The sequence below is a fragment of the Microbacterium sp. GXF6406 genome (assembly GCF_054798215.1).
Map to the genome: position 1 here is coordinate 41,321 of NZ_JBSJZH010000004.1, position 20,727 is coordinate 62,047.

The following is a 20,727-nucleotide window of genomic DNA, read 5'->3' on the forward strand; positions in this document are numbered from 1 at the left end:
ATCCCTCACCGGTACCGGCGTCAGTCGGCTGCGGGGCTCCAATCCGACACGCTGCGCAGCACGGTCAGGTCTTCATCCGACAGCTGCAGGCGTGCCCCGTTCAGGAGACCGGCGACCTGGTCGACCCGTGACGCGCTCGCGATCGGGGCGATCACGGTCGGCTGAGCGCGCAGCCAGGCCAGTGCCACCGCGGGGATCGACGTCCCGTGCTCGTCGGCGATCCGCTCGAGCTCGCCGACGACGCGCAATCCGTGCTCCGTGGCGTATTTCGCGGCACCGGCTGCACGCGGAGTATCCACGGCCGCGGCATCCGTCGACCGGTACTTCCCGGTGAGGAATCCGGCGGCGAGGGCGAAATAGGGCACGAGGCCCAGGCCGCGCTCCTCGGCGAGGGGGATGATCTCGGCCTCGACATCGTTGCGGTGCACGAGGTTGTAATGGGGCTGAATGGCGATGGGCCGTGCGACGCCGAGTTCGTCGGCGAGCGAGATCCACGCACGGATGCGGTCGGCGGAATAGTTCGACACGGCGATGTGGCGCACGAGTCCGTCCGCGACGAGCGCGCCGAAGGCGGCGACGGTCTCCTCGAGCGGCGTGGCCGGGTCATCGAAGTGCGCGTAGTACAGATCGATCGTGTCGGCGCCGAGCCGCTTCAACGAGGCTTCGGCCGCGGCGCGCACGTTCCCGGCCGACAGGCCCGGGAACTCGGGGTGCTGGCTGACCTTCGTCGCGACCGTCACGCCGGACGGCCTGCGGGCAGCGAGCCACTCGCCGATGATCCGCTCGCTCTCGCCGCCGCTGTGCCCGGGGACCCAGTGGCTGTAGGAGTCGGCGGTGTCGATGAAGTTTCCTCCGCCGTCGACGTAGGCGTCGAGGATCGCGAAGGACGCGTCGCGGTCCGCCGTCCAGCCGAACACGTTCCCACCGAGTGCGAGGGGGAAGACGTCGAGGTCGCTGGTGCCGAGGAGGGTCATGATGCTCGCTTTCGATGGAGGACGTGTCACGAGGGGCAGCGCTGGTGTGCGCCACACTATTCCCCCGCTTTGTCAACCGTGTCATCGGTCGGTAACACGAGACGGTAATACTGGAGGCATGACGCTTCAGCAGGAGATCGCCCAGGCCCTCGGCGTGAACGCCGACATCGATGCGGCAGACGAGATCGAACGCCGTGTGCAGTTCCTCGTCGACTACCTCGACCGCACGGGTGCCCGAGGATTCGTCCTCGGCATCTCCGGAGGACAGGACTCGACGCTCGCCGGCCGTCTCGCACAGCTCGCCGTCGAGCGCGTGAGAGCGGGCGGGGGAGACGCGGACTTCATCGCCGTGCGGCTGCCGTACAGGGTGCAGCACGACGCGGATGATGCGACGGCCGCGGTCGAGTTCATCGCCCCTGATCGGCTGGTCGAGGTGAACATCGAGGGCGGAGTCGACGGCGTCGAGAGCGATATCGAGCGGGCCGCCGGAGCATCCATCTCGGACTTCAACCGAGGCAACATCAAGGCTCGCATCCGCATGGTGACGCAGTACGCGCTGGCCGGCCACGACGGTCATCTGGTGATCGGCACGGATCACGCAGCCGAAGCGGTCACCGGCTTCTACACGAAGTTCGGCGACGGCGCAGCGGATGTCCTGCCGCTCGCCGGTCTCACCAAGCGTCAGGGCAAGGAGCTGCTGCGAGCGCTCGACGCCCCCGACCGTCTGTGGCTGAAGGTGCCCACCGCCGACCTGCTCGACGACCGGCCCGGTCGCTCGGACGAGGACGAGTTGGGCCTCGCCTACGAGCAGATCGACGATTACCTCGAGGGCAAGCCGGTGGATGCCGATGCTGCGGCCCGCATCGAGGAGAAGTATCTGCGCAGCGAGCACAAGCGCCACCTGCCGGTGGCCCCGGCCGACACCTGGTGGCGCTGAGCGGCTGAGCCGGCAGGGCGTGGAGTCGGCCCTGCCGGGCCGATGTCCGAGCCCGCCGCTACGCTCGAAACATGCGGATCGACTCTGTGGCGCAGCGCGTCATCTTCAGCGCCAGCGACCTGAAGGCGGCGGCCGAATGCGAGTTCGCCTGGGCCCGGGCGATCGATGCGAAGCTCGGGCGCGTGCCCGTCGTCGACGAACCCGAGGACGCGACGCTCGAGCGGGCGGCGCGTCTCGGCGACCGGCATGAGGGGCGGGTGCTCGCCGCCTATCGCGAGAGCCTCGGCGCCGATGCCGTGCTCGAGGTCTCGAAGGTGTCGTCGGCGGATCCTGCCGCTCTGCGCGCCGTCGTCGACGAGACGATCGCTGCTCTGCGCTCCGACGCGCGACTCGTGTTCCAGGCAGCCTTCTCGACCGACGAGTTCGTCGGCTTCGCCGACTTCCTGCTGCGCGATGACGACGGACGTTGGCGTGTGCAGGACTCGAAGCTCGCCCGCACGGCGCGGGTGACCGCTCTCATGCAGTTGGCGGCATATGTCGACCAGCTCGACGGGCTCGGCATCCCGCGCTCCGACGAGGTCGATCTGCTTCTCGGCGACGGAACGACCTCGACGCACCGGGTCGACGATCTCCTCCCGCTCTTTCACGTCCGTCGCGCACGCCTGCGCGCCCTGATCGCCGACCGCGATGTCCCCGCGGGGGCAGCCGGCGCGCCTCTCGCGTGGGGCGATGACCGCGGCGACCTCTCCGTCATGGCGTGTGGCCGCTGCGCGACGTGCACCGAGCAGGTCGACGCGGCGCGCGATCTTCTGATGGTCGCCCGTATGCGGCTCGTCCAGCGCACGCGTCTGCGAGCGGCGGGCATCCGCACGATCGACGATCTCGCCGTCGCCGAGGTGGCGCCGCGCGGCATGAACGCCGATGTCTTCGCGGCGCTGCGCGCACAGGCCCGGCTGCAGCTGCAGGCCGAGAGCGGTGACGAGCCGACCTTCGAGGTCTACCACCCGGGGGCCATCCACACACTGCCGCGACCGAGCCACGGCGACATCTTCTTCGATTTCGAGGGCGACCCGCTGTACACCGAGCAGACCGCGGAACGGCCGCCGCAGTGGGGCATCGACTATCTCTTCGGCTGGGTCGACAACGCCGATCAGTACACGCCGCTGTGGGCCCACTCCTTCGACGAGGAGCTCCGCGCTCTCGAGACGTTCCTCGACTTCATCGCTGCACGCCGTGCGGCGCACCCCGACATGCACATCTACCACTACGCGCCCTACGAGACCGCGCATCTGGTCGCTATGGCGGCGCGCTACGGCGTTCGTGAGGGCGAGGTCGACCGGCTCCTGCGCGAGGGGGTCTTCGTCGATCTCTATCCGCTCGTGCTGCGCACCGTCCGTGTGGGGTCGCGGTCGTACTCGATCAAGAAGCTCGAGCCCCTGTACATGGGCGCCGATGTGCGTACGAGCGACGTGCAGAAGGGCGACGATTCGATCGTTCAGTATGTCGCCGCACGCGAGCTTCTCGCAGCGGGGGAGCCGGCGGAGGCACAGTCCGTCCTCGACGACCTGGCCGACTACAACCGATACGACTGCGTGTCGACGAGACGGTTGCGCAACTGGCTGATCGAACTCGCGCAGAAGTCCGGAGTCGTGCCGGCGCCGCCCGACCAGAACGAAGAGTTCGTGTACGAGCCGTCGCAGCGTTCCGTCGCGCTGCTCGCCGACGCCGAGAGCGATGTCGAATCCGGGGGGACGGGTGAGGCGCATCGAGTCGCCGCTGCGGCTCTGGACTACTACCCGCGCGAGGCGAAGGCATTCTGGGTCGGACACTTCCAGCGTCTGCGCGAGCCCGTGGCGATGTGGGACCAGACCCGCGATGTCGTGCACATCGACGCGGGCTCCTCGACGCTGCGGCGTGACTGGAGCGTCGAGGAGGGGCGCCGCGTCATGTCGCGTGAGATCGAGGTTCGGGGCGAGGTCTCCCCGGGGACGACGCTCGGCGAGGGTGCGCAGCCGTTCGCGCTGTATCCGAGCCCCGCCCCCTTCGACGCCGAGACGGTGTCGCGGGCCGTGCACGTGCCACGCGTGGTGGCGGTCTCCGAGGTGCTCGACGACGGCTACCTGATCGTCGAGTCGGCGGTGGGCGGCCAGACCTGGGACGAGTTGCCGATCGCGCTGACTCCCGCCGCACCGCCGCGCGTGGTTTCGTTGCAGGGGGCGATCGACGAGTGGGCGGATGCCCTGCACGCGGCGACACCCGGATTCCCGCGCGACGCGGCCACCGACATCCTGCGCCGCCTCGAGCCCCGAACACTCTCCGGTCGAGGCATCCCCGAGGCGGGGGATGACACGATCGACGCGATCGTGCGGGCCGTGCGCGATCTCGACCACAGTTACCTCGCCGTGCAGGGGCCTCCCGGAACGGGCAAGACCTACACCGGTTCGCACGTCATCGCCCGACTCGTCCGGGAGCACGGCTTCCGCATCGGCGTCGTCGCGCAGTCGCACACGATCATCGAGACCCTCCTCGAACGCGTGATCGAAGCGGGGGTGCCCGCGGGCCAGGTCGCGAAGGCGCCGAAGGATCGCAACGCAGACCCCGCCTACACTGTCATCCCGAAGTCGGGCATGGCGTCATTCCTGCGCGAGCGCGCGGGGCAGGGCGTCGTCGTCGGCGGAACGGCGTGGGACTTCAGCAACATCAGCCGCGTGGATCGGCGCGGTCTCGATCTCATCGTGGTCGATGAGGCGGGGCAGTTCTCGCTCGCATCGACGATCGCCGTCGCCGCCGGGGCGAAGAACCTGCTGCTGCTGGGAGATCCGCAGCAGTTGCCGCAGGTGAGCCAGGGCGCACATCCGGAACCCGTCGACACCTCTGCGCTCGGGTGGGTCATGAACGGCGAGGCCGTCGTGCGCCCCGAGCACGGTTATTTCCTTCCCCGCAGTTGGCGCATGCATCCGGCCGTCGCCGAGCCGGTGTCCCGCCTGTCCTATGCGGGCCAGCTCGCCTCGGCGCCCGGGACCGAGCGTCGTGCGATCGAGGGCATCGAACCGGGCCTGCACGTCGTGCCCGTCCGGCACCGCGGAAATGCCACTGAGTCACCGGAGGAGGCCGCCGAAGTCGTGCGGCTCGTGCGTGAACTGCTCGGGCTCTCCTTCAGCGATATCGACCCGGTGACCCCCGTGCGCCCGCTCGTCGAAGAAGACATCATCGTCGTCGCCCCGTACAACGCGCAGAAGCAGCTGGTGATCGATGCGCTCGCCGCGGCCGGGCTCTCCGGGGTCCCGGTCGGAACGGTCGACAACTTCCAGGGCAAAGAGGCGGCGGTGTCCATCACGACGCTCGCGGCCTCGAGCGGTCGAGACGCGCCGCGCGGGCCGGAGTTCCTGCTGTTGCAGAACCGGTTGAACGTTGCGATCTCGCGGGCTCAGGTCGCCGCCTATCTCGTCCACTCGCCGGCACTGCTCGACGACCTGCCCTATACGGCTGATGGCGTGGCCCGGCTCAGCGCTTTCGCCCGTCTCGTCGGCGCCGACCGCGACTGATCGGGAGTCCGCCCCGAGAACGACGTTGGCGCTGCAGAAGGATCTGCAGCGCCAACGGGAAGAGAAAGCCCGAGGAATTCGCGCCGTGGGATCAGACGGTGCCGTAGAGGCGGTCGCCGGCGTCGCCGAGTCCCGGAACGATGTACCGGTTCTCGTCGAGACCCTCGTCGAGGGCGCCGAGCACGATCGTGACATCGCGGTCGCCGACGAGGTCCTCGATGGCCTTCAGACCCTCGGGAGTGCCGAGAAGGCAGATCGCCGTGACGTCCTTGGCCCCGCGGTCGAAGAAGAACTGGATCGCCGCGGCCAGCGAGCCGCCGGTGGCGAGCATCGGGTCGATGGCGAAGCACTGACGGTCGCTGAGGTCGTCGGGGAGACGCTCGGCGTAAGTCATCGGCTCGTAGGTCGTCTCGTCGCGGACCATGCCGAGGAAGCCCACCTCGGCGGTCGGCAGAAGCTTCACGAGGCCTTCGAGCATGCCGAGGCCGGCGCGCAGGATGGGGACGACGATCGGTCGCGGCTCGGAGATCTTGACACCCATGGTCGTGGTGACCGGGGTGGTGATCTCGATCGGGGTGACCTTGACGTTGCGCGTCGCCTCGTAGGCGAGCAGCGTGACGAGTTCTTCGGTCAGCTGGCGGAAGACAGGCGACGGGGTGCGCTGGTCGCGCAGCACCGAGAGCTTGTGGGTGATGAGGGGGTGGTCGGCGACGTGAACACGCATGCTCTTAGGATAATGCGCCCGCCCTCGGGAAACGGAGGAACTTCTCTCAGGAACGGGCGGCGCGGCGGATACGCTCGAGTCATGGCTGGTGATGACGAGGGGATGCTGCGCGCGCTCGCGCTCGCTCGGGAGGCGTCCGATGCCGGAGAAGTGCCCGTCGGAGCCGTCGTGCTCGACGGGGACGGCGTGATCATCGCCGAGGGCCGTAACACCCGCGAGGAGACGCACGACCCGACCGGTCACGCGGAGATCGTGGCGCTTCGCGCCGCAGCCGCACGGATCGGTTCGTGGAACCTCGAGGGTCACACGCTCGTCGTCACGCTGGAGCCGTGCGTGATGTGCGCCGGTGCGATCCTGCAGTCCCGCATCGGTCGCGTCGTGTTCGGCGCCTGGGATGACAAGGCAGGTGCTGCCGGTTCCATGTACGACGTGCTGCGCGATCGGCGGCTGCCGTATCGGGCGGAGGTCGTCGGAGGAGTGGCTCCGGATGCCGCGATCGCCGTGCTGCGGGACTTCTTCGAGCAGCGGCGCTGAGCCGGCGCCGCCCGAGCGTCAGTCCTCGGACTTGAGGACGAAGACGTCGGTCGAGGGCTCGGGGTCGAGCGACGGCCGGTAGATGTCGGGCTGGATGTAGACCGAGCGCACGCCCGGCACCGTGGCGCGGATCCCGGTCTCGATCTCATCGATCCGGTCGGCGACCTCGCGCACGGTGCGATCGCCCGGCAGGGCCACCTTCGCGGCGACGACGAGACCGTCATCGGTGGGCAGGGTCTTCAGATTGATGAGCTTCTCGACGTCGGCGCACCCGATGATGGCATCCATGATGAGGTCGAGGGTCTTCTTATCGGTCGGTGCGCTCATGCCGCGAGTCTAGTTCGCAGGGTGCGCGAGTGCACGGAAGCCGGGGCGGATTCGGATGCCCCGCATAGGATGTCCGCATGGCTGATTCGCTTCCCTCGCTCGCGTTCCTCGGTGCCGGTTCGATGGGGGGCGCGATCCTGCACGGCGTCGTCGCCTCGGGCCTGCCGACCGACGGCGGCATCATCGCCACCAATCGGACTCCGGAGAAGGCTGCGGCACTCGCCGAGCTCGGCGGTGTGCGCGCCATCGCCCTCGAGCATGAGCCCGCGGGGAACACCGAGGCCGCGGCATCCGCACGGGTGGTCTTCGTGGGGGTCAAACCGGCCATGGTCCCCGATCTGCTGCGCGAGATCGCGCCCGTGCTGCGCGAGGACGCCATCGTGGTGAGCCTCGCCGCCGGCATCACCCTCGACACGTTCTCCACGATTCTCGGCGATCGCGTGAGCGTCATCCGCTCGATGCCGAACACTCCGTCGACCGTCGGCAAGGGCGTCACCGGCCTGGCGCGCGGTGCGGCAGCATCCGAGGATGATCTCGCAGTCGTGCGCCGCCTCTTCGAGCTCGTCGGCGCCGTGATCGAGGTTCCCGAGGGTCAGATCGATGCACTGTCGACGATCTCCGGGTCCGGTCCCGCGTACGTGTTCCTGCTCATCGAGGAGCTCACCAAGGCCGCGATCGGCAAGGGCTTCAGCGAGGCGGATGCCCGGCTCATGGCCGAGCAGACCTTCATCGGGGCGACGGCGCTGCTGGCAGCATCCGATGACGAACCGGCGGAGCTGCGCCGACGCGTGACGAGCCAGAAGGGCACGACCGAACGTGCGGTCGCCGTGCTCCAGGACGCGAAGCTCGATCAGGTGTTCGCCGAGGCGACGGATGCGGCTCTCGCACGGGCGAAGGAGATCGCCGCCGGGAAGTGATCCGCGCGGCGACGCTCAGCGGGCGAGACCCGCGAAGCGCTCGATATCGCCGTTGGTGCCCGACACGATGATGAGGTCGTGGTTGGTGACGACCGTGTCGGCCTCGGCATAGCGGAAGGGCTTGCCCGGGCTCTTCACACCCACGACGGTCACCTTGTACTTCGAGCGCACCCCCGATTCGTTCAGACCGACTCCGCGGATGAACTTCGGCGGGTACATCTTCGCGAGCACGAAGTCGTCGTCGAAGCGGATGAAGTCCAGCATCCGGCCGCTGACGAGGTGCGCGACGCGCTCGCCGGCCTCGCGCTCGGGGTAGATGACGTGGTTCGCGCCGACGCGGGCAAGGATCTTGCCGTGCGACTGCGACACGGCCTTGGCCCAGATCTGGGGGACCTTCAGGTCGACGAGGTTCGCCGTGATGAGCACGGAAGCCTCGATGAGGGAGCCCACGGCGACGACGGCGACCTGGAAGTCCTGGGCGCCGATCTGCTTGAGCGCGTCGATGTTGCGGGCATCGCCCTGCACGGTGTGGGTGACGCGGTCCGACCATTTCTGCACGAGTTCGAGGTTCTCGTCCATCGCCAGGACCTCACGGTCGAGACGGTCGAGCTCGCCCGCGCAGGCCGCGCCGAAGCGTCCGAGTCCGATGACGAGGACGGGGGCGTCGCCCCGGAGGACATCAACCAACGATCGGCCTTTCGACGGGCAGCGAGTAGAGCTGCGTTCGCGTCGTCGCGGCGATCGCCGCGGCGAGTGTCACTGTACCAACGCGCCCCATGAAGATCGTGACGGCCATGACGTACACGGCAGGATCCGGGAGCGACTCGGTGAGCCCGGTGGTGAGGCCGACGGTGCCGAACGCCGAGATCACGTCGAAGAGCACGTGCTCGACCTCCGCCTTCGTTATCTGCGTGATGATGATCGTCGACAGGGCGACGATCGTGGCGCCCCACGCGACGACGCTGAGGGCGACGCGCTGCACGTCGCTCGGGATGCGACGGCCGAAGGCCTGCACGGACTGGCGCCCGCGCGCCTCCGACCAGACGGCGATGGCGAGGACGGCGAGGGTCGTCACCTTGATTCCGCCGGCGGTGGAGGCGGACCCGCCGCCGACGAACATGAGCATGGATATCGCCAGGGTCGACGAGCCGTTGAGGTCGTCGATCTCGATGACGCTGAAGCCTCCGGAGCGGGTCATCGTGGACAGGAAGAACGACTGGAAGACGGTGTCGCCGGCGTCCATCGATCCGAAGGAACGGGGGTTGTTGTACTCGAGGACGATCAGCACGGCGGCGCCGGCGACGAGCAGCAGCGACGTGGTGATGAGCGTGAGCTTCGAGTGCAACGACCAGCGCTTCACGTGCCAGTGGTGCTTGGCGAGCGTGTAGATGACGGGGAAGCCGATGCTGCCGAGGAACACCCCGATCATCAGGACGGCGAGCACGAAGTAGTCGTCGATGAATTCCACGACACCCGTCGCGTTCGGGGCGAAACCGGTGTTCGTGAACGCCATCGCCGCGTAGTACGGAGCCTCCCAGAGGGCCGCCAACGGGGGGATGCCGGCCATGACGAGCCCCGGGTAGAGCAAGCCGGCCACGACGAGCTCGATGACGATCAGCGACAGGGCGACCGTCTTCAGCAACTGCCCGACCTCGCCGAGGCGCACCGTCTGACCCTCGTTGACGACGCCGCCGTGCGCGCGAAGCGGGTTGCTGTCGCCGGCGGCGAGCAGTTTCGCTCGCAGACCCAGCTTCTTCGAGATCACGAGTCCCAGGACGGACGCGAGGGTCAGCACGCCCATGCCGCCGATGTTCACCCCGAGGAAGATGAGCACATGTCCGAAGGGCGACCAGTGCGTCGCCATGTCGACGGTCGCGAGTCCGGTGACGCAGATCGTGGACACCGCGGTGAACAGTGCATCGCTGATGTGCGTCGCCTCTCCCGCGGCCGAGGCGATCGGCAGGGAGAACAGCGCCGTGAAGACGAGGATCAGCGTCGCGAAGATGAGGATCGCGAAGCGGGACGGCGACGAGGTGACGATGCGTCGGACGCTGTGCCAGATCGCGCGCAGACCGATCCGGGAGGACACGGAGGAGCCGATGCCGGACACGTCGCCCCTCTCCCACCCGTCTGCCACGGCTCGCCGGGAACGCCCGGCGGGCCTCCGTCATGGTACTCCGGCCCGAGGGCGACTAGCCTGAAGCCATGACCGACATTTTCGACGTGATCGCAGACGGCACGAGGCGCGACATCCTCCAGCTCCTCCTGCGGCGGTCGAGTGACGGCGAAGGCGGCACGAGCGTCTCCCAGATCGTCAGTGAACTGGGCGCCAGTCAGCCCACCGTCTCGAAGCACCTCAAGGTCCTGCGCGAGGCCGAGCTGGTCAGCGTCCGCGAAGACGGCCAGCGTCGTTTCTACAGCATCGAGGTCGGCCCGCTCGAGGCCATCGATGACTGGCTCGTGCCTTTCCTCGTCGACGCGTTCGGCGACGACGCCCCCGACATCGACTTCTCGTTCGCTCCGCTGCCGGAGAGCGCGACGCATGCCGCCGAGGTCGTGGGCCGTGCCGCGGCATCCGCGAAGCACGTCGTCACCACGGCGCTCAAGCGCCTCGGAGCCTGATCGACCGGCTTCTCCTGCGCCCGTGACTTCTCAGGGGTCACAGGAATCACATTCGTCGCATGGGTTTACAGCTGTCCCAACAACCCCATAGAGTGTGCTTCAGCAGAGAGAGGTATGGGGATGCCTGAAGTACCTGACGTCCGGTTCTTGACGGTTGCCGAGGTCGCGGAGATCATGCGCGTATCGAAGATGACCGTCTACCGGCTGGTGCATTCCGGGGAGTTGCCCGCGATCCGTTTCGGGCGCAGCTACCGGGTTCCGGAATCCGCTGTCGCCGACGCTCTGCACAAGCCGATCTCCGACGTCGGCTGATCCGTCTCGGCCGAGATCGCGAACGTGCACTTTGCACCGTTCGGGGTTTGCTAAACTAATCCGAGGCATTTTCCATGCCCGATCCCGGGTGTCCGACTTCCTGCGACGCCCTGCCACTGACTTAGTGAGGTTTCCGTGGGTTCTGTCATCAAGAAGCGCCGCAAGCGCATGGCGAAGAAGAAGCACCGCAAGCTGCTTCGTAAGACTCGCCACCAGCGCCGTAACAAGAAGTAAAGCGGCAAAAAGACACCAAGCGCCTGTCCCCGGACGGGCGCTTCGTGTCTGTGCCGACCTCCGAGCAGAGAAGGACGCCATGAAGTCGATCACCATCGCCGAGCTCATCCAGCGCGACGGCACGCCGCTCATCGACGTGCGAGAGAAGGATGAGTTCACCGCCGGTCACGTTCCCGGCGCCGTGAACATTCCGATGTCCGAGATCGGCAACCGTCTCGACGAGCTGCCGTCCGAGCCCTTCGACGTCATCTGCCAGGCCGGCGGGCGCTCCGCGCGCGTCGTGCAGGCGCTCGAGGCGCAGGGGCACGACGCCACGAACATCGAGGGCGGAACAGGCGAGTGGATCGCTCTGGGGCACCCGGTCGAGGTTCCGTCGGCGTGACGACGATCACCGTCATCGGCAAACCCGGCTGCCATCTGTGCCCGACGGCGCTCGGCATCGTCGAGCAGGTCGTGGCCGAGCTGCCCGATGACGTCGGCGGCGACATCGAGATCGTCGAGCGATCGATCGACGACGATGCGGCGCTGCACGCGCTGTGGTGGGAGAAGATCCCCGTTGTGCTGATCGATGACGAATTTCATTCGCAATGGCGGGTATCGCCGGAGCATCTGCGCGAAAGTCTGGAGAAGGCATGACGATTCGACACGTGGTCACCTGGAAGCTCGCGAGCGAGGATGCTGCCGAGCGCGGTGCTCAGGCTGCGGAGATCGCGCGGCGGCTGAACGCCCTCGACGGAGTCGTGCCGCAGATCGCATCGATCTCGGCGGGCGCGAACATGCTCTACGCCGATGCGAACTGGGATGTCACGCTCGTCGCCGATTTCGACTCCATCGAGGCGCTCGAGCAGTACCAGGTGCACCCGGCGCACGTCGAAGCCGGCGCCTACATCAAGAGCGTGGTCGCCTCGCGCGTGGCGGTCGACTTCGAAGTCTGACCGTCGGCCGCATTTCAGTGAATGCGGTGTAACCGGACTGTAATAGTCCGACCCGAGACATCCGGTCGATTCCGTGTCAGGATGGGCGAAACATTCGCCTGCGGGGCATCGTCGCCCCGCTCGTTCCTGGAGCGATAATGTCCCGTCGTCGTGACACCCTGTTCGGTCTCGCCCTTGTCTCCACCGCAGCCCTGGCCCTCGCCGGTTGCGCATCCGGAACGGATGACACATCCGCGAGCGCCGGTGATGAATACGGTCTCGTCAAGACCGGTGTGCTCACCGTCTGCTCCGACATCCCCTATCCGCCCTTCGAATTCGAGGGCGGCGACAACGGCACCGGCTACACCGGCTTCGACGTCGACCTGCTCGACGCGATCTCCCAGAGCCTCGATCTCGAGCTCGCGATCGTCGTCACCAACTTCGACGCCCTGCAATCCGGAACGGCACTGGTGGCCGGAAACTGCGACCTCGGCGGTTCGGCGATGACGATCACCGAGGAGCGCAAGGCGAACATCGACTTCTCCGACCCGTACTACGACTCGCTGCAGTCGTTGCTCGTGCCCACCGGCAGCGACATCACGGGCATCGATGATCTCGACGGCAAGCGGGTCGGCGTGCAGCAGGGCACGACGGGCGAGATCTACGCGACCGAGAACGCCGCCGGTGCGACGCTGGTGCAGTTCCCCTCCGACGGTGAGCTGTGGCCGGCGATCCAGGCGAAGCAGATCGACGCGATCCTGCAGGACCAGCCCGTCAACCTCGAACACGAGAATGCCGACAGCGGTTACGTGATCGTCGAGGAGTACGACACCGATGAGCAGTACGGCTTCGCGTTCGCGAAGGGGGAGAAGGTCGAGCTGCGCGAGGCGGTGAACGCGGCGCTGCAGGACCTGCGCGATTCGGGCGAGTACGACACGATCTACGACGCCTACTTCACCGCGAACTGAGGCTGCGGGCGGAGAGCGCGAGATGGCGCTTCGAAAGAGAACCAAGAGTCAGATCTACCACGTCGGCACCTATGTGGTCCTGGCGGCGATCCTCATCTGGGCGGTGCTCAGTACCGACTGGCCGAAGGTGGCGCACCAGTTCGCGAACCCCGAGGTCGCGGCGAAGATGTTCCCGGGCATCATCACGATCGCGCTCAAGAACACCATCCTGTTCACGCTGGTCGCATTCTTCGGCGGGCTGGTGCTCGGCATCGTCCTGGCGCTGATGAAGCTGTCCGAGGTGGGGCCGTTCCGGTGGGTGTCGACCGCATGGATCGAACTGTTCCGGGGCCTGCCGGCGCTGATGACGATCTTCGCCTTCGCGTACATGCTGCCGATCGCCCTCAACGTGCGCATCCCCGGCGGCTCCGTGGGCGCCGGGCTCCTCGGACTCGTGTGCGTGGCATCCGCCTATATGGCCGAAACGATCCGTGCCGGCATCCAGGCGGTTCCGAAAGGGCAGACCGAGGCGTCCCGGTCGCTGGGGATGTCGCCGATGAAGACGATGTTCTGGGTCGTGCTGCCGCAGGGCTTCCGCATCATCATCCCGCCGATGACGAACGAGTTCGTGCTGCTGCTCAAGGACACCTCGCTCATGTTCATGGCGGGCACGACGCTGCTGACGAAGGAGCTGACGACCTTCGCCCGCGATGGGCTCACCCAGAACGCCAGCGCGACGCCGTTCGTGATGGCCGCGCTGCTGTATCTGGTCGTGACGATCCCGCTCACGCGCTTCGTGGCGTGGCTCGAACGACGCATGGCGAAGGAGAGATGATGACGACCGCCCAGATCGACCTCAACGCCCCCGCGATCGAGGTGCGTGCGCTGGTGAAGACCTTCGGCGATAACGAGGTGCTCACGGGCATCGACCTGACGGTCGCGGCCGGCGAGGTCGTGTGCGTGATCGGGCCGTCCGGTTCGGGCAAATCGACGCTGCTGCGCTCGGTGAACCTGCTCGAGCAGCCCACGAGCGGTCAGGTGCTCATCGAGGGCGTCGACATCACCGACGAGGACACCGATATCGACCGGGTGCGGCAGCGCATCGGCATGGTCTTTCAGCAGTTCAACCTCTTCCCGCACATGACGGTCCTCGGCAACCTCACGATGGCGCAGCGGCGGGTGAAGAGACGCGGCAAGGCCGAGGCGGAGCGGATCGCGCACGAGATGCTGGCGCGCGTGGGGCTCGCCGAGAAGGCGGATGCTTTTCCCGGACATCTGTCCGGAGGACAGCAGCAGCGCGTCGCGATCGCGAGAGCCCTGTGCATGAACCCCGACATGATGCTGTTCGACGAGCCGACCTCGGCATTGGACCCGGAGCTCGTCGGCGAGGTGCTGCAGGTGATGCGCACACTCGCCGACGAGGGGATGACGATGCTCGTCGTCACGCACGAGATGGGCTTCGCGCGTGAGGTCGGTAGTCGCCTGATCTTCATGGACGGCGGTGTCATCGTCGAAGAGGGGGCGCCCCATGAGGTGCTGTCCAACCCGCAGCATCCGCGCACCCAGGACTTCCTGGCACGCGTGCTCTGAGGGTCCGGGCCAGCGCGCCTGATCTGACATCCTGTACTTGATGGAAATCGGCGCCGTGCTCGGGCTCGAGCAGCTCACGTGGGGCATGCTCGTGTTCGTCGTCGTCGCGGCGTTCGCGGCCGGCTGGATCGACGCGGTCGTCGGCGGGGGAGGGCTGCTGCAGCTGCCCGCTCTGCTTCTCATCCCGGGCATCGCTCCGGTGCAGGCGCTCGCGACGAACTAGCTCGCCTCGGTGTTCGGCACCGCGACCAGCAGCGTCACGTACTATCGGCGGGCGAAACCCGATATCCGTACGGCGATCCCGATGGCCCTGATCGCCCTGGTGGGCTCGTTCTCGGGGGCCGGAGTCGCGATCATCCTGCCGGCGTCGGCGTTCAAGCCGATCATCGTCGTCGCACTCATCGCCGTCGCACTGTTCACCGCATTCAAACCGCAGCTCGGGGCATCCACCATGCTGCGCTTCCAGGGCAAGCGGCATCACATCATGGCCGGTGCCACCGGTCTCGTGATCGGCTTCTACGACGGCATGATCGGGCCGGGAACGGGCACGTTCCTCGTGATCGCGCTCGTCGCGCTGCTCGGCTACGACTTCCTGCAGGCCAGTGCGAAGGCGAAGATCGTCAACCTCGCCACCAACGCCGGGGCGCTCCTGCTGTTCATTCCGCACGGCTCCGTGCTGTGGCTGCTCGGCGGGATCCTCGCCGTGGCGAACGTCGCCGGCAGCTATCTCGGGTCGCGCATGGCGATCTCCCGCGGCACGAAGTTCATCCGCGTGGTATTCCTCGTCGTCGTGGCAGGTCTCATCGTCAAGCTCGGCTTCGACGTCTGGAACGAGAACATCGCCGTCGCGCTGGATCGCGTCAGCGCGGCAGGTGGTACTTGAAACCCACATGGGATGCCGTGAACCCGAGGCGCTCGTAGAAACGATGCGCGTCGGTGCGGGCGGCATCCGATGTCAGCTGCACCATCTGCGCGTCGAGTGCGGGGGCCGCGGCATCCGTCACCCAGCGCATGACCGCCGAACCGATCCCCGCCGAGCGCAGATCGCTGCGCACACGCACGGCCTCCACGAGCAGGCGCCGGGCGCCGCGCCGGGCCATGCCGGGGATCGACGTCAGCTGCAGCGTGCCGACGACGGCGCCGTCGAGCTCGGTGACGAGCAGATCGTTCGACGGTTCGGCGAGGACGGCGTCGAGGGCCTCGAGGTACGCGGGACGGTCATCGATGGATGCCACATCTCCACGACTCGCGCTGATCGGGTCGTCCGACATCAGGGCGATGAGCGCATCGCCGTCTGCCGCGGTCGCTCGGCGCAGGAGCACCGACCCGGCACGGCTGTCGAACGAGTACGGCAGAGGCAGGGATGCGAGCATCTCCCCATCATCCCCGAGTCTGCGCTGTCGAGCCCCCGTCTACGCGTCGAGCCCCCGTCTTACCTGCGCAGGTAAGACGGGGGCTCGACGTTAAAACGGGGGCTCGGCGAACGAGCGTCGGCTCAGGCCTCGTCGTCCTCCGGGACGAAGTCGACGCCGGCCTCGGCGCGCTGCGCATCCGTGATGGGGGCGGGTGCGCTGGTCAGCGGGTCGAAGCCGTTGCCGGTCTTCGGGAACGCGATGACCTCGCGGATCGAGTCGGTCTTCGTCAGGTGCTGCAGCACGCGGTCCATGCCGAGCGCGATTCCACCGTGCGGCGGGGCGCCGAACTTGAACGCGTCGAGCAGGAAGCCGAACTGCTCCTGAGCGACCTCGTCCGAGATGCCCATGACCTCGAAGACGCGCTTCTGCACGTCCTCGCGGTGGATGCGGATCGAGCCGCCGCCGAGCTCGGTGCCGTTGCACACGATGTCGTAGGCGTAGGCGAGAGCCGAACCGGGGTCGGTGTCGAAGGTGTCCTGGAACTCCGGCTTCGGGCCGGTGAACGCGTGGTGCACGGCGGTCCATGCGCCGGCGCCGACGGCGACGTCACCGGATGCGACAGCATCCGCGGCGGGCTCGAACATCGGCGCGTCGACCACCCAGGTGAAGGCGAACGTGTCGGGGTCGAGCAGACCCAGGCGACGGCCGATCTCGACGCGGGCGGCGCCGAGCAGTGCACGCGACTCCTTGGCGGAGCCGGCGGCGAAGAACACGCAGTCGCCGGCCTCCGCGCCGGTCAGGGCGGCGAGTCCCGCCTGCTCCGTCTCGGACAGGTTCTTGGCGACGGGACCGCCGAGTGTGCCGTCTTCGTTGAAGAGGACGTAGGCGAGGCCGCGTGCCCCGCGCTGCTTGGCCCAGTCCTGCCAGGCATCCAGCTGCTTGCGCGGCTGCGATGCGCCGCCGGGCATGAGCACCGCACCGACGTAGTCGGACTGGAAGACCCGGAAAGTGGTCTCCGAGAAGTACTCGGTCGCCTCGACGAGTTCGAGTCCGAAGCGCAGGTCGGGCTTGTCGGAGCCGTACTTGGCCATCGCGTCGGCGTAGGTGATGCGCGGCAGTGGCGTCTGCACGTCGACGTCGATCGTCTTCCACATCGCGACGATGAGAGATTCCATCATCTCGATGACGTCCTGCTGCTCGACGAAGCTCATCTCGATGTCGAGCTGTGTGAACTCCGGCTGGCGGTCTGCGCGGAAGTCCTCATCGCGGTAGCAGCGGGCGATCTGGTAATACTTCTCGACACCGCCGACCATGAGTAACTGCTTGAACAGCTGCGGGCTCTGCGGCAGGGCGTACCAGCTGCCGGGGTGCAGGCGTGCAGGCACGACGAAGTCGCGGGCGCCTTCGGGCGTCGAACGGGTCAGCGTCGGGGTCTCTACCTCGATGAAGTCGCGCTTGTCGAGCTCGTCGCGGATCGCCTTGTAGACCTTGGAGCGCAGACGAAGAGCGGATGCTGCGGCCGGGCGTCGCAGGTCAAGATAGCGGTGCTTGAACCGCACATCCTCGCCTGCTGTTTCGGAGTCGCCGAGGCCAGTGGAGACCTGGAACGGCAGCGGGGCGGACTCGTTGAGAATCTCGACCGTTGTCGCAATGACCTCGACCTCACCGGTCGGCAGGTTGGGGTTCTCGTTGCCGTCCGGGCGGCGCGAGACCTCGCCGGTGACCTTCAGAACGAACTCGCTGCGCAGCGGATGCGCACTCTCTTCGTCGCGGATGACCACCTGCGCGATACCCGAAGCATCGCGGAGATCAATGAACGCGACTCCTCCGTGATCACGACGACGATCGACCCAACCCGTAAGGGTGACGGTCTGACCGATGTTCGAGGCATCCAGGGAGCCAGTCGTGTGAGAGCGAAGCACGGAAGATTCCTCCAGTTCAGAAAAGGGAACTCGCCCATTCTACGGGGGCGCGCCGATGACCGATGAGCCAGTAGGTGTCGTCCGGATAGACTCCGTCGTAACTGGCCGATAGCGCCACTCACGCATAGGAGCGAACCCGTGGATTTGAATCTGGTTACCGAACAGGTGTTCTCGACGAGCTCAGTCCTATTGAGCATCGTGATTTACGTGATCTACGCGATCACGATGTGGAAGGTGTTCGCGAAGGCGGGCTATCCGGGCATCCTCGCGCTGATCCCGATCGTCAACTGGATCATCCTCGTGAAGATTGCCGGGATGAGCGGCTGGTTCGTGCTGCTGTATCTCATCCCGATCGTGAACATCGTCTTCGCCATCGTCGTAGCGGTCAAAGAAGGCGCTAATTTCGGCAAGGGTGGTGTCTTCTCGTTCTTCCTGCTGTGGTTGTTCCCTGTCATTGGGCACCTGATCATCGGGTTCGGCTCCGCGCAGTACCGCCGCGTCTGAACGACGCCACGATGCCGGGGCATCCCTAGACTGAGCAGTATGCCCGCCGAACGCCTTCATCTCGTCCGCCACGGCGAAGTTCACAATCCCACCCGTGTGCTCTACGGGCGACTTCCGCACTACCGGCTGAGCGAAGCGGGCAGGCAGATGGCGCATGCCGCGGCCGAACACATCGCTGATCTGGGGCGACCGGTGACTTCGCTGCGTAGCTCGCCGCTGCAGCGGGCACAGGAGTCGGCCGAGCCGTTCACGGAAGTCTTCGGGCTGGATGCTGTCATCGATGAGCGGGTCATCGAGCCGACGAACGTGTTCGAAGGCACCCAGATGCGGCGCTCGCTGCGCGACCCTCGCAACTGGTGGCATCTGCGTCGGCCGTCAGTGCCCAGTTGGGGCGAGCCTTACTTCTCGATCGCTGAGCGCATGGAGCAGGCGATGAACGGCGTTTGGGATGACACCGTCGGTGGCGATGCGGTCATCGTGTCTCATCAGGCTCCGATCTGGGTGACGCACCTGCATGTGGCAGGGCTGCGATTGCCGCACGATCCTCGAACCCGGCGTTGTGCTCTGTCGAGCGTGACCTCGTTCGAGCGCGTCGGTGATGTTTGGCGAGAGGTCGCGTACGCCGAGCCCGCATCGCAGGGAATCGACCTCGGCGCAGTCTGACTCGGGCGCTCCCTTCCTGGACGGCGAACGATCCATTCCTGGACGGCGAACGAGGGGCCACCTGCCCGGCGGCGGCTTTCGCGCGCCACGAGGGACAGCCCCGACCTGGCCACGACTCCAATCCGGTCTAGACGTTGTGCTAGTAGGTCTGGCAATTCGACTATTGCCTAAGGATCCTCTACCGTGGTATGGCCTCCCGGGGAGGGTTGGCGTCCAAATCTGAGGGGGGGGCGGGTCATGAATGATCGCGTCTTATCACGAAAATCCGAGCGATTCAGAAGGTTGGTGGCGGGCCTAGGCGCTCTGCTGCTGGCCACGACGTTCCTCGTATTCGGCTCGGCGCAGCCGGCGGCAGCCGCGGCTAACGGCGAGCTCGATGTTCGCGCGATGAGTATTGAGTGCGGGTTCACGAACCTCACCACAGGCAATGAGTCGGGCACGCGTTGTGCCGACATCCCGGGCACCTGGTACCCGAGCGAGACGGCCAACTACCAGGCGATCAAAGCAGGAGGCGGAACGCCGCAGGCCTGTGAGGCAACCGCGGTGACCGCTCCGGCAGAGAATATCTCGGACGCTTCGGTCGCGGTTGAGCCCTTCGACTGCCACGGTCGCACGCACGGTACACCCAACCTGCTCGCTTCGATCTTCTCCGGAACCGACGCTGATGGTCTCCCGGATCTTCCGAGCGAATCACCGTGGCCCAGCAATGGTGATGAGTGCGTCGTGACGACTCCGCTCGTCACTGATGTCACTGCGCCAACCTGCGGTGTCGGCACGAACAACCGGCACACCTCGGATCTGTACATTCTCGAGGGCTACCTCTTCCTTCCTGCTGTCGCCAGCGGTGAGATCATCATCCGCGCGAGCAACGAGGATCTGTCTGGCCAGGAGCGTGCCGAGTACATGGCATTCCTGGCGTCTGCGGACGAATCGTTCGCGAACCTGGAGTTCCGCGGTGAAGCGCAGACTGCGGTCAACCAGGCGAGCGGGATCGACTTTCCGGTAGCGGTCAGCACAGATGTCGGCCAGGTCTGCGCAAGCTCCACGAACGCATTCCGTCTGTACATGCAGGACAACATCGATGGATCCTCTGCCTCGCTGAAGTGGGACCTGGGAGAGGGTGACGGTTTCGTCAGCATTCCCGCGACAAACTTCGGCAACAACCCGACCGCTGCCCCGGGATGTGAGCCGCCGACGGACCCGACCGAGCCGACCGAGCCGACGGACCCGACCGAGCCGACGGATCCGACGGATCCGACCGAGCCGACGGATCCCACAGACCCGACTGAGTCGCCCGAGGCGACGGAACCCACGGACCCGACCGAGCCGGCCGAGCCCACGGTTCCGACCGAGCCGACGGACCCCGCGCAGCCGGCCGCGCCGCGCGAACCCTCCGCTGACGGTGGCCTTGCGGCCACGGGTGGCGCCGACCTCATGCCTTACGGCCTGATGGGTGCTGCCTTGCTCGTTGCCGGTGGAATCGCGCTCAGCATCCGCCGCGTACGTCGCGCTTGAGCTGACAGCAGATCAGACGGCCCGCCCTTTCGAGGGCGGGCCGTCTGTCGTTTGGCCGGATACGAGACCGCGCCAGAGATGGCTTCCAGCATCCAGAGCACCCATAGGGTCTCGAGCCTAAACTGGGGGAGTGCCTCTCGCATCGACGAATCGTGACAGCCGCCTCTCCATTACTCGACGTTCGCGTCGAA

The 20,727-nt window shown here is 66.9% G+C and carries 23 protein-coding genes and 1 pseudogene; 17 read left to right on the top strand and 7 right to left on the bottom strand.

All coding sequences use genetic code 11. From position 1 onward, the window contains the following. Positions 1-20 precede the first annotated feature (20 nt). On the bottom strand, positions 21-974 hold the full coding sequence (locus ACWAUG_RS03945) for an aldo/keto reductase (RefSeq protein WP_298037369.1): 954 nt from the start codon (positions 972-974) through the stop codon (positions 21-23). Between the two features lie 118 nt (positions 975-1,092). On the opposite strand from ACWAUG_RS03945, the gene nadE reads away from it, so the two are divergent. After that, positions 1,093-1,911, top strand: coding sequence for an ammonia-dependent NAD(+) synthetase (nadE, locus tag ACWAUG_RS03950; RefSeq protein WP_460801397.1), 819 nt, complete (start codon positions 1,093-1,095; stop codon positions 1,909-1,911). A 71-nt stretch (positions 1,912-1,982) separates the two neighbouring features. Beyond that, positions 1,983-5,456, top strand: a complete 3,474-nt coding sequence (locus ACWAUG_RS03955; RefSeq protein WP_460801399.1) for a TM0106 family RecB-like putative nuclease — start codon at positions 1,983-1,985, stop codon at positions 5,454-5,456. 91 nt (positions 5,457-5,547) lie between these two features. Here ACWAUG_RS03955 and upp read toward each other — a convergent pair whose 3' ends face one another. Next, the gene (gene upp, locus ACWAUG_RS03960) at positions 5,548-6,180 is read right to left on the bottom strand and encodes a uracil phosphoribosyltransferase (RefSeq protein WP_298037376.1); all 633 of its coding nucleotides are present in this window, start codon (positions 6,178-6,180) and stop codon (positions 5,548-5,550) included. 81 nt (positions 6,181-6,261) lie between these two features. Here upp and tadA point away from each other — a divergent pair, with 81 nt between their 5' ends. After that, complete coding sequence (gene tadA / locus ACWAUG_RS03965; protein ID WP_298037381.1) at positions 6,262-6,714, top strand: tRNA adenosine(34) deaminase TadA; 453 nt, start codon at positions 6,262-6,264, stop codon at positions 6,712-6,714. Positions 6,715-6,732: 18 nt separating this feature from the next. Here tadA and ACWAUG_RS03970 read toward each other — a convergent pair whose 3' ends face one another. Further along, positions 6,733-7,041, bottom strand: a complete 309-nt coding sequence (locus ACWAUG_RS03970) for a cation diffusion facilitator family transporter (protein WP_298037383.1) — start codon at positions 7,039-7,041, stop codon at positions 6,733-6,735. A 77-nt stretch (positions 7,042-7,118) separates the two neighbouring features. Here ACWAUG_RS03970 and proC point away from each other — a divergent pair, with 77 nt between their 5' ends. Beyond that, positions 7,119-7,958, top strand: coding sequence for a pyrroline-5-carboxylate reductase (gene proC, locus ACWAUG_RS03975; protein ID WP_460801400.1), 840 nt, complete (start codon positions 7,119-7,121; stop codon positions 7,956-7,958). A 15-nt stretch (positions 7,959-7,973) separates the two neighbouring features. Here the strand turns inward: proC and ACWAUG_RS03980 are convergent, their stop codons facing one another. After that, positions 7,974-8,645, bottom strand: a complete 672-nt coding sequence (locus ACWAUG_RS03980) for a potassium channel family protein (RefSeq protein WP_298037387.1) — start codon at positions 8,643-8,645, stop codon at positions 7,974-7,976. Next, entirely contained in the window at positions 8,638-10,068 is a 1,431-nt protein-coding gene (locus ACWAUG_RS03985) for a TrkH family potassium uptake protein (protein WP_460801402.1), read from the bottom strand. The genes ACWAUG_RS03980 and ACWAUG_RS03985 overlap by 8 nt, the downstream gene beginning before the upstream one ends. A 95-nt stretch (positions 10,069-10,163) precedes the next feature. On the opposite strand from ACWAUG_RS03985, the gene ACWAUG_RS03990 reads away from it, so the two are divergent. The 10 genes and pseudogenes from ACWAUG_RS03990 (at position 10,164) to ACWAUG_RS04035 (ending at position 15,460) form a co-directional block, all read left to right on the top strand. Further along, positions 10,164-10,580 (top strand): ArsR/SmtB family transcription factor, encoded by a 417-nt coding sequence (locus ACWAUG_RS03990; protein WP_460801404.1) that lies wholly within the window; start codon positions 10,164-10,166, stop codon positions 10,578-10,580. A gap of 120 nt (positions 10,581-10,700) precedes the next feature. Continuing rightward, positions 10,701-10,892, top strand: coding sequence for a helix-turn-helix domain-containing protein (locus ACWAUG_RS03995; RefSeq protein ID WP_460801405.1), 192 nt, complete (start codon positions 10,701-10,703; stop codon positions 10,890-10,892). Positions 10,893-11,027: 135 nt separating this feature from the next. After that, entirely contained in the window at positions 11,028-11,126 is a 99-nt protein-coding gene (locus tag ACWAUG_RS04000; protein ID WP_003792170.1) for a 30S ribosomal protein bS22, read from the top strand. Between the two features lie 79 nt (positions 11,127-11,205). Continuing rightward, positions 11,206-11,508, top strand: a complete 303-nt coding sequence (locus ACWAUG_RS04005; RefSeq protein WP_460801406.1) for a rhodanese-like domain-containing protein — start codon at positions 11,206-11,208, stop codon at positions 11,506-11,508. Then, positions 11,505-11,762, top strand: coding sequence for a glutaredoxin family protein (locus ACWAUG_RS04010; protein WP_460801408.1), 258 nt, complete (start codon positions 11,505-11,507; stop codon positions 11,760-11,762). The genes ACWAUG_RS04005 and ACWAUG_RS04010 overlap by 4 nt, the downstream gene beginning before the upstream one ends. Beyond that, the gene (locus tag ACWAUG_RS04015; protein WP_460801409.1) at positions 11,759-12,061 is read left to right on the top strand and encodes a Dabb family protein; all 303 of its coding nucleotides are present in this window, start codon (positions 11,759-11,761) and stop codon (positions 12,059-12,061) included. Before ACWAUG_RS04010 ends, ACWAUG_RS04015 begins: the two co-directional genes overlap by 4 nt. Positions 12,062-12,198: 137 nt before the next feature. Next, the gene (locus tag ACWAUG_RS04020; protein ID WP_460801410.1) at positions 12,199-13,008 is read left to right on the top strand and encodes a transporter substrate-binding domain-containing protein; all 810 of its coding nucleotides are present in this window, start codon (positions 12,199-12,201) and stop codon (positions 13,006-13,008) included. 22 nt (positions 13,009-13,030) lie between these two features. Continuing rightward, positions 13,031-13,822 carry an amino acid ABC transporter permease gene (locus tag ACWAUG_RS04025; RefSeq protein ID WP_460801412.1) on the top strand — a complete coding sequence of 264 codons (792 nt, stop codon included), beginning with the start codon at positions 13,031-13,033 and terminating at the stop codon, positions 13,820-13,822. Further along, positions 13,822-14,577 carry an amino acid ABC transporter ATP-binding protein gene (locus ACWAUG_RS04030; protein WP_460801413.1) on the top strand — a complete coding sequence of 252 codons (756 nt, stop codon included), beginning with the start codon at positions 13,822-13,824 and terminating at the stop codon, positions 14,575-14,577. Before ACWAUG_RS04025 ends, ACWAUG_RS04030 begins: the two co-directional genes overlap by 1 nt. A 40-nt stretch (positions 14,578-14,617) precedes the next feature. Continuing rightward, a pseudogene (locus ACWAUG_RS04035) lies at positions 14,618-15,460 on the top strand (sulfite exporter TauE/SafE family protein). Here ACWAUG_RS04035 and ACWAUG_RS04040 read toward each other — a convergent pair. Then, positions 15,438-15,950, bottom strand: a complete 513-nt coding sequence (locus ACWAUG_RS04040) for a GNAT family N-acetyltransferase (RefSeq protein ID WP_460801415.1) — start codon at positions 15,948-15,950, stop codon at positions 15,438-15,440. The pseudogene ACWAUG_RS04035 and the gene ACWAUG_RS04040 overlap by 23 nt on opposite strands. A gap of 122 nt (positions 15,951-16,072) precedes the next feature. Continuing rightward, positions 16,073-17,854, bottom strand: a complete 1,782-nt coding sequence (aspS, locus tag ACWAUG_RS04045) for an aspartate--tRNA ligase (RefSeq protein WP_460801416.1) — start codon at positions 17,852-17,854, stop codon at positions 16,073-16,075. A gap of 198 nt (positions 17,855-18,052) precedes the next feature. On the opposite strand from aspS, the gene ACWAUG_RS04050 reads away from it, so the two are divergent. The 3 genes from ACWAUG_RS04050 to ACWAUG_RS04060 all read left to right on the top strand — a co-directional run bounded on the left by ACWAUG_RS04050 (position 18,053) and on the right by ACWAUG_RS04060 (position 20,536). Next, positions 18,053-18,358 (top strand): DUF5684 domain-containing protein, encoded by a 306-nt coding sequence (locus tag ACWAUG_RS04050; protein WP_460801527.1) that lies wholly within the window; start codon positions 18,053-18,055, stop codon positions 18,356-18,358. Positions 18,359-18,397: 39 nt separating this feature from the next. Continuing rightward, positions 18,398-19,021 (top strand): histidine phosphatase family protein, encoded by a 624-nt coding sequence (locus ACWAUG_RS04055; RefSeq protein ID WP_460801418.1) that lies wholly within the window; start codon positions 18,398-18,400, stop codon positions 19,019-19,021. A 285-nt stretch (positions 19,022-19,306) separates the two neighbouring features. Next, positions 19,307-20,536: a hypothetical protein gene (locus ACWAUG_RS04060; RefSeq protein WP_460801420.1), complete on the top strand. Its 1,230-nt coding sequence runs from the start codon at positions 19,307-19,309 to the stop codon at positions 20,534-20,536. Positions 20,537-20,727: the final 191 nt, after the last annotated feature.

What these genes read in the sequence shown, in the direction of transcription:
- ACWAUG_RS03945 (WP_298037369.1), bottom strand. Translation starts at nt 974, where the DNA reads ATGACCCTCCTCGGCACCAGCGACCTCGACGTCTTCCCCCTCGCACTC.
- nadE (WP_460801397.1), top strand. Translation starts at nt 1,093, where the DNA reads ATGACGCTTCAGCAGGAGATCGCCCAGGCCCTCGGCGTGAACGCCGAC.
- ACWAUG_RS03955 (WP_460801399.1), top strand. Translation starts at nt 1,983, where the DNA reads ATGCGGATCGACTCTGTGGCGCAGCGCGTCATCTTCAGCGCCAGCGAC.
- upp (WP_298037376.1), bottom strand. Translation starts at nt 6,180, where the DNA reads ATGCGTGTTCACGTCGCCGACCACCCCCTCATCACCCACAAGCTCTCG.
- tadA (WP_298037381.1), top strand. Translation starts at nt 6,262, where the DNA reads ATGGCTGGTGATGACGAGGGGATGCTGCGCGCGCTCGCGCTCGCTCGG.
- ACWAUG_RS03970 (WP_298037383.1), bottom strand. Translation starts at nt 7,041, where the DNA reads ATGAGCGCACCGACCGATAAGAAGACCCTCGACCTCATCATGGATGCC.
- proC (WP_460801400.1), top strand. Translation starts at nt 7,119, where the DNA reads ATGGCTGATTCGCTTCCCTCGCTCGCGTTCCTCGGTGCCGGTTCGATG.
- ACWAUG_RS03990 (WP_460801404.1), top strand. Translation starts at nt 10,164, where the DNA reads ATGACCGACATTTTCGACGTGATCGCAGACGGCACGAGGCGCGACATC.
- ACWAUG_RS03995 (WP_460801405.1), top strand. Translation starts at nt 10,701, where the DNA reads ATGCCTGAAGTACCTGACGTCCGGTTCTTGACGGTTGCCGAGGTCGCG.
- ACWAUG_RS04005 (WP_460801406.1), top strand. Translation starts at nt 11,206, where the DNA reads ATGAAGTCGATCACCATCGCCGAGCTCATCCAGCGCGACGGCACGCCG.
- ACWAUG_RS04015 (WP_460801409.1), top strand. Translation starts at nt 11,759, where the DNA reads ATGACGATTCGACACGTGGTCACCTGGAAGCTCGCGAGCGAGGATGCT.
- ACWAUG_RS04020 (WP_460801410.1), top strand. Translation starts at nt 12,199, where the DNA reads ATGTCCCGTCGTCGTGACACCCTGTTCGGTCTCGCCCTTGTCTCCACC.
- ACWAUG_RS04025 (WP_460801412.1), top strand. Translation starts at nt 13,031, where the DNA reads ATGGCGCTTCGAAAGAGAACCAAGAGTCAGATCTACCACGTCGGCACC.
- ACWAUG_RS04030 (WP_460801413.1), top strand. Translation starts at nt 13,822, where the DNA reads ATGACGACCGCCCAGATCGACCTCAACGCCCCCGCGATCGAGGTGCGT.
- ACWAUG_RS04040 (WP_460801415.1), bottom strand. Translation starts at nt 15,950, where the DNA reads ATGCTCGCATCCCTGCCTCTGCCGTACTCGTTCGACAGCCGTGCCGGG.
- ACWAUG_RS04055 (WP_460801418.1), top strand. Translation starts at nt 18,398, where the DNA reads ATGCCCGCCGAACGCCTTCATCTCGTCCGCCACGGCGAAGTTCACAAT.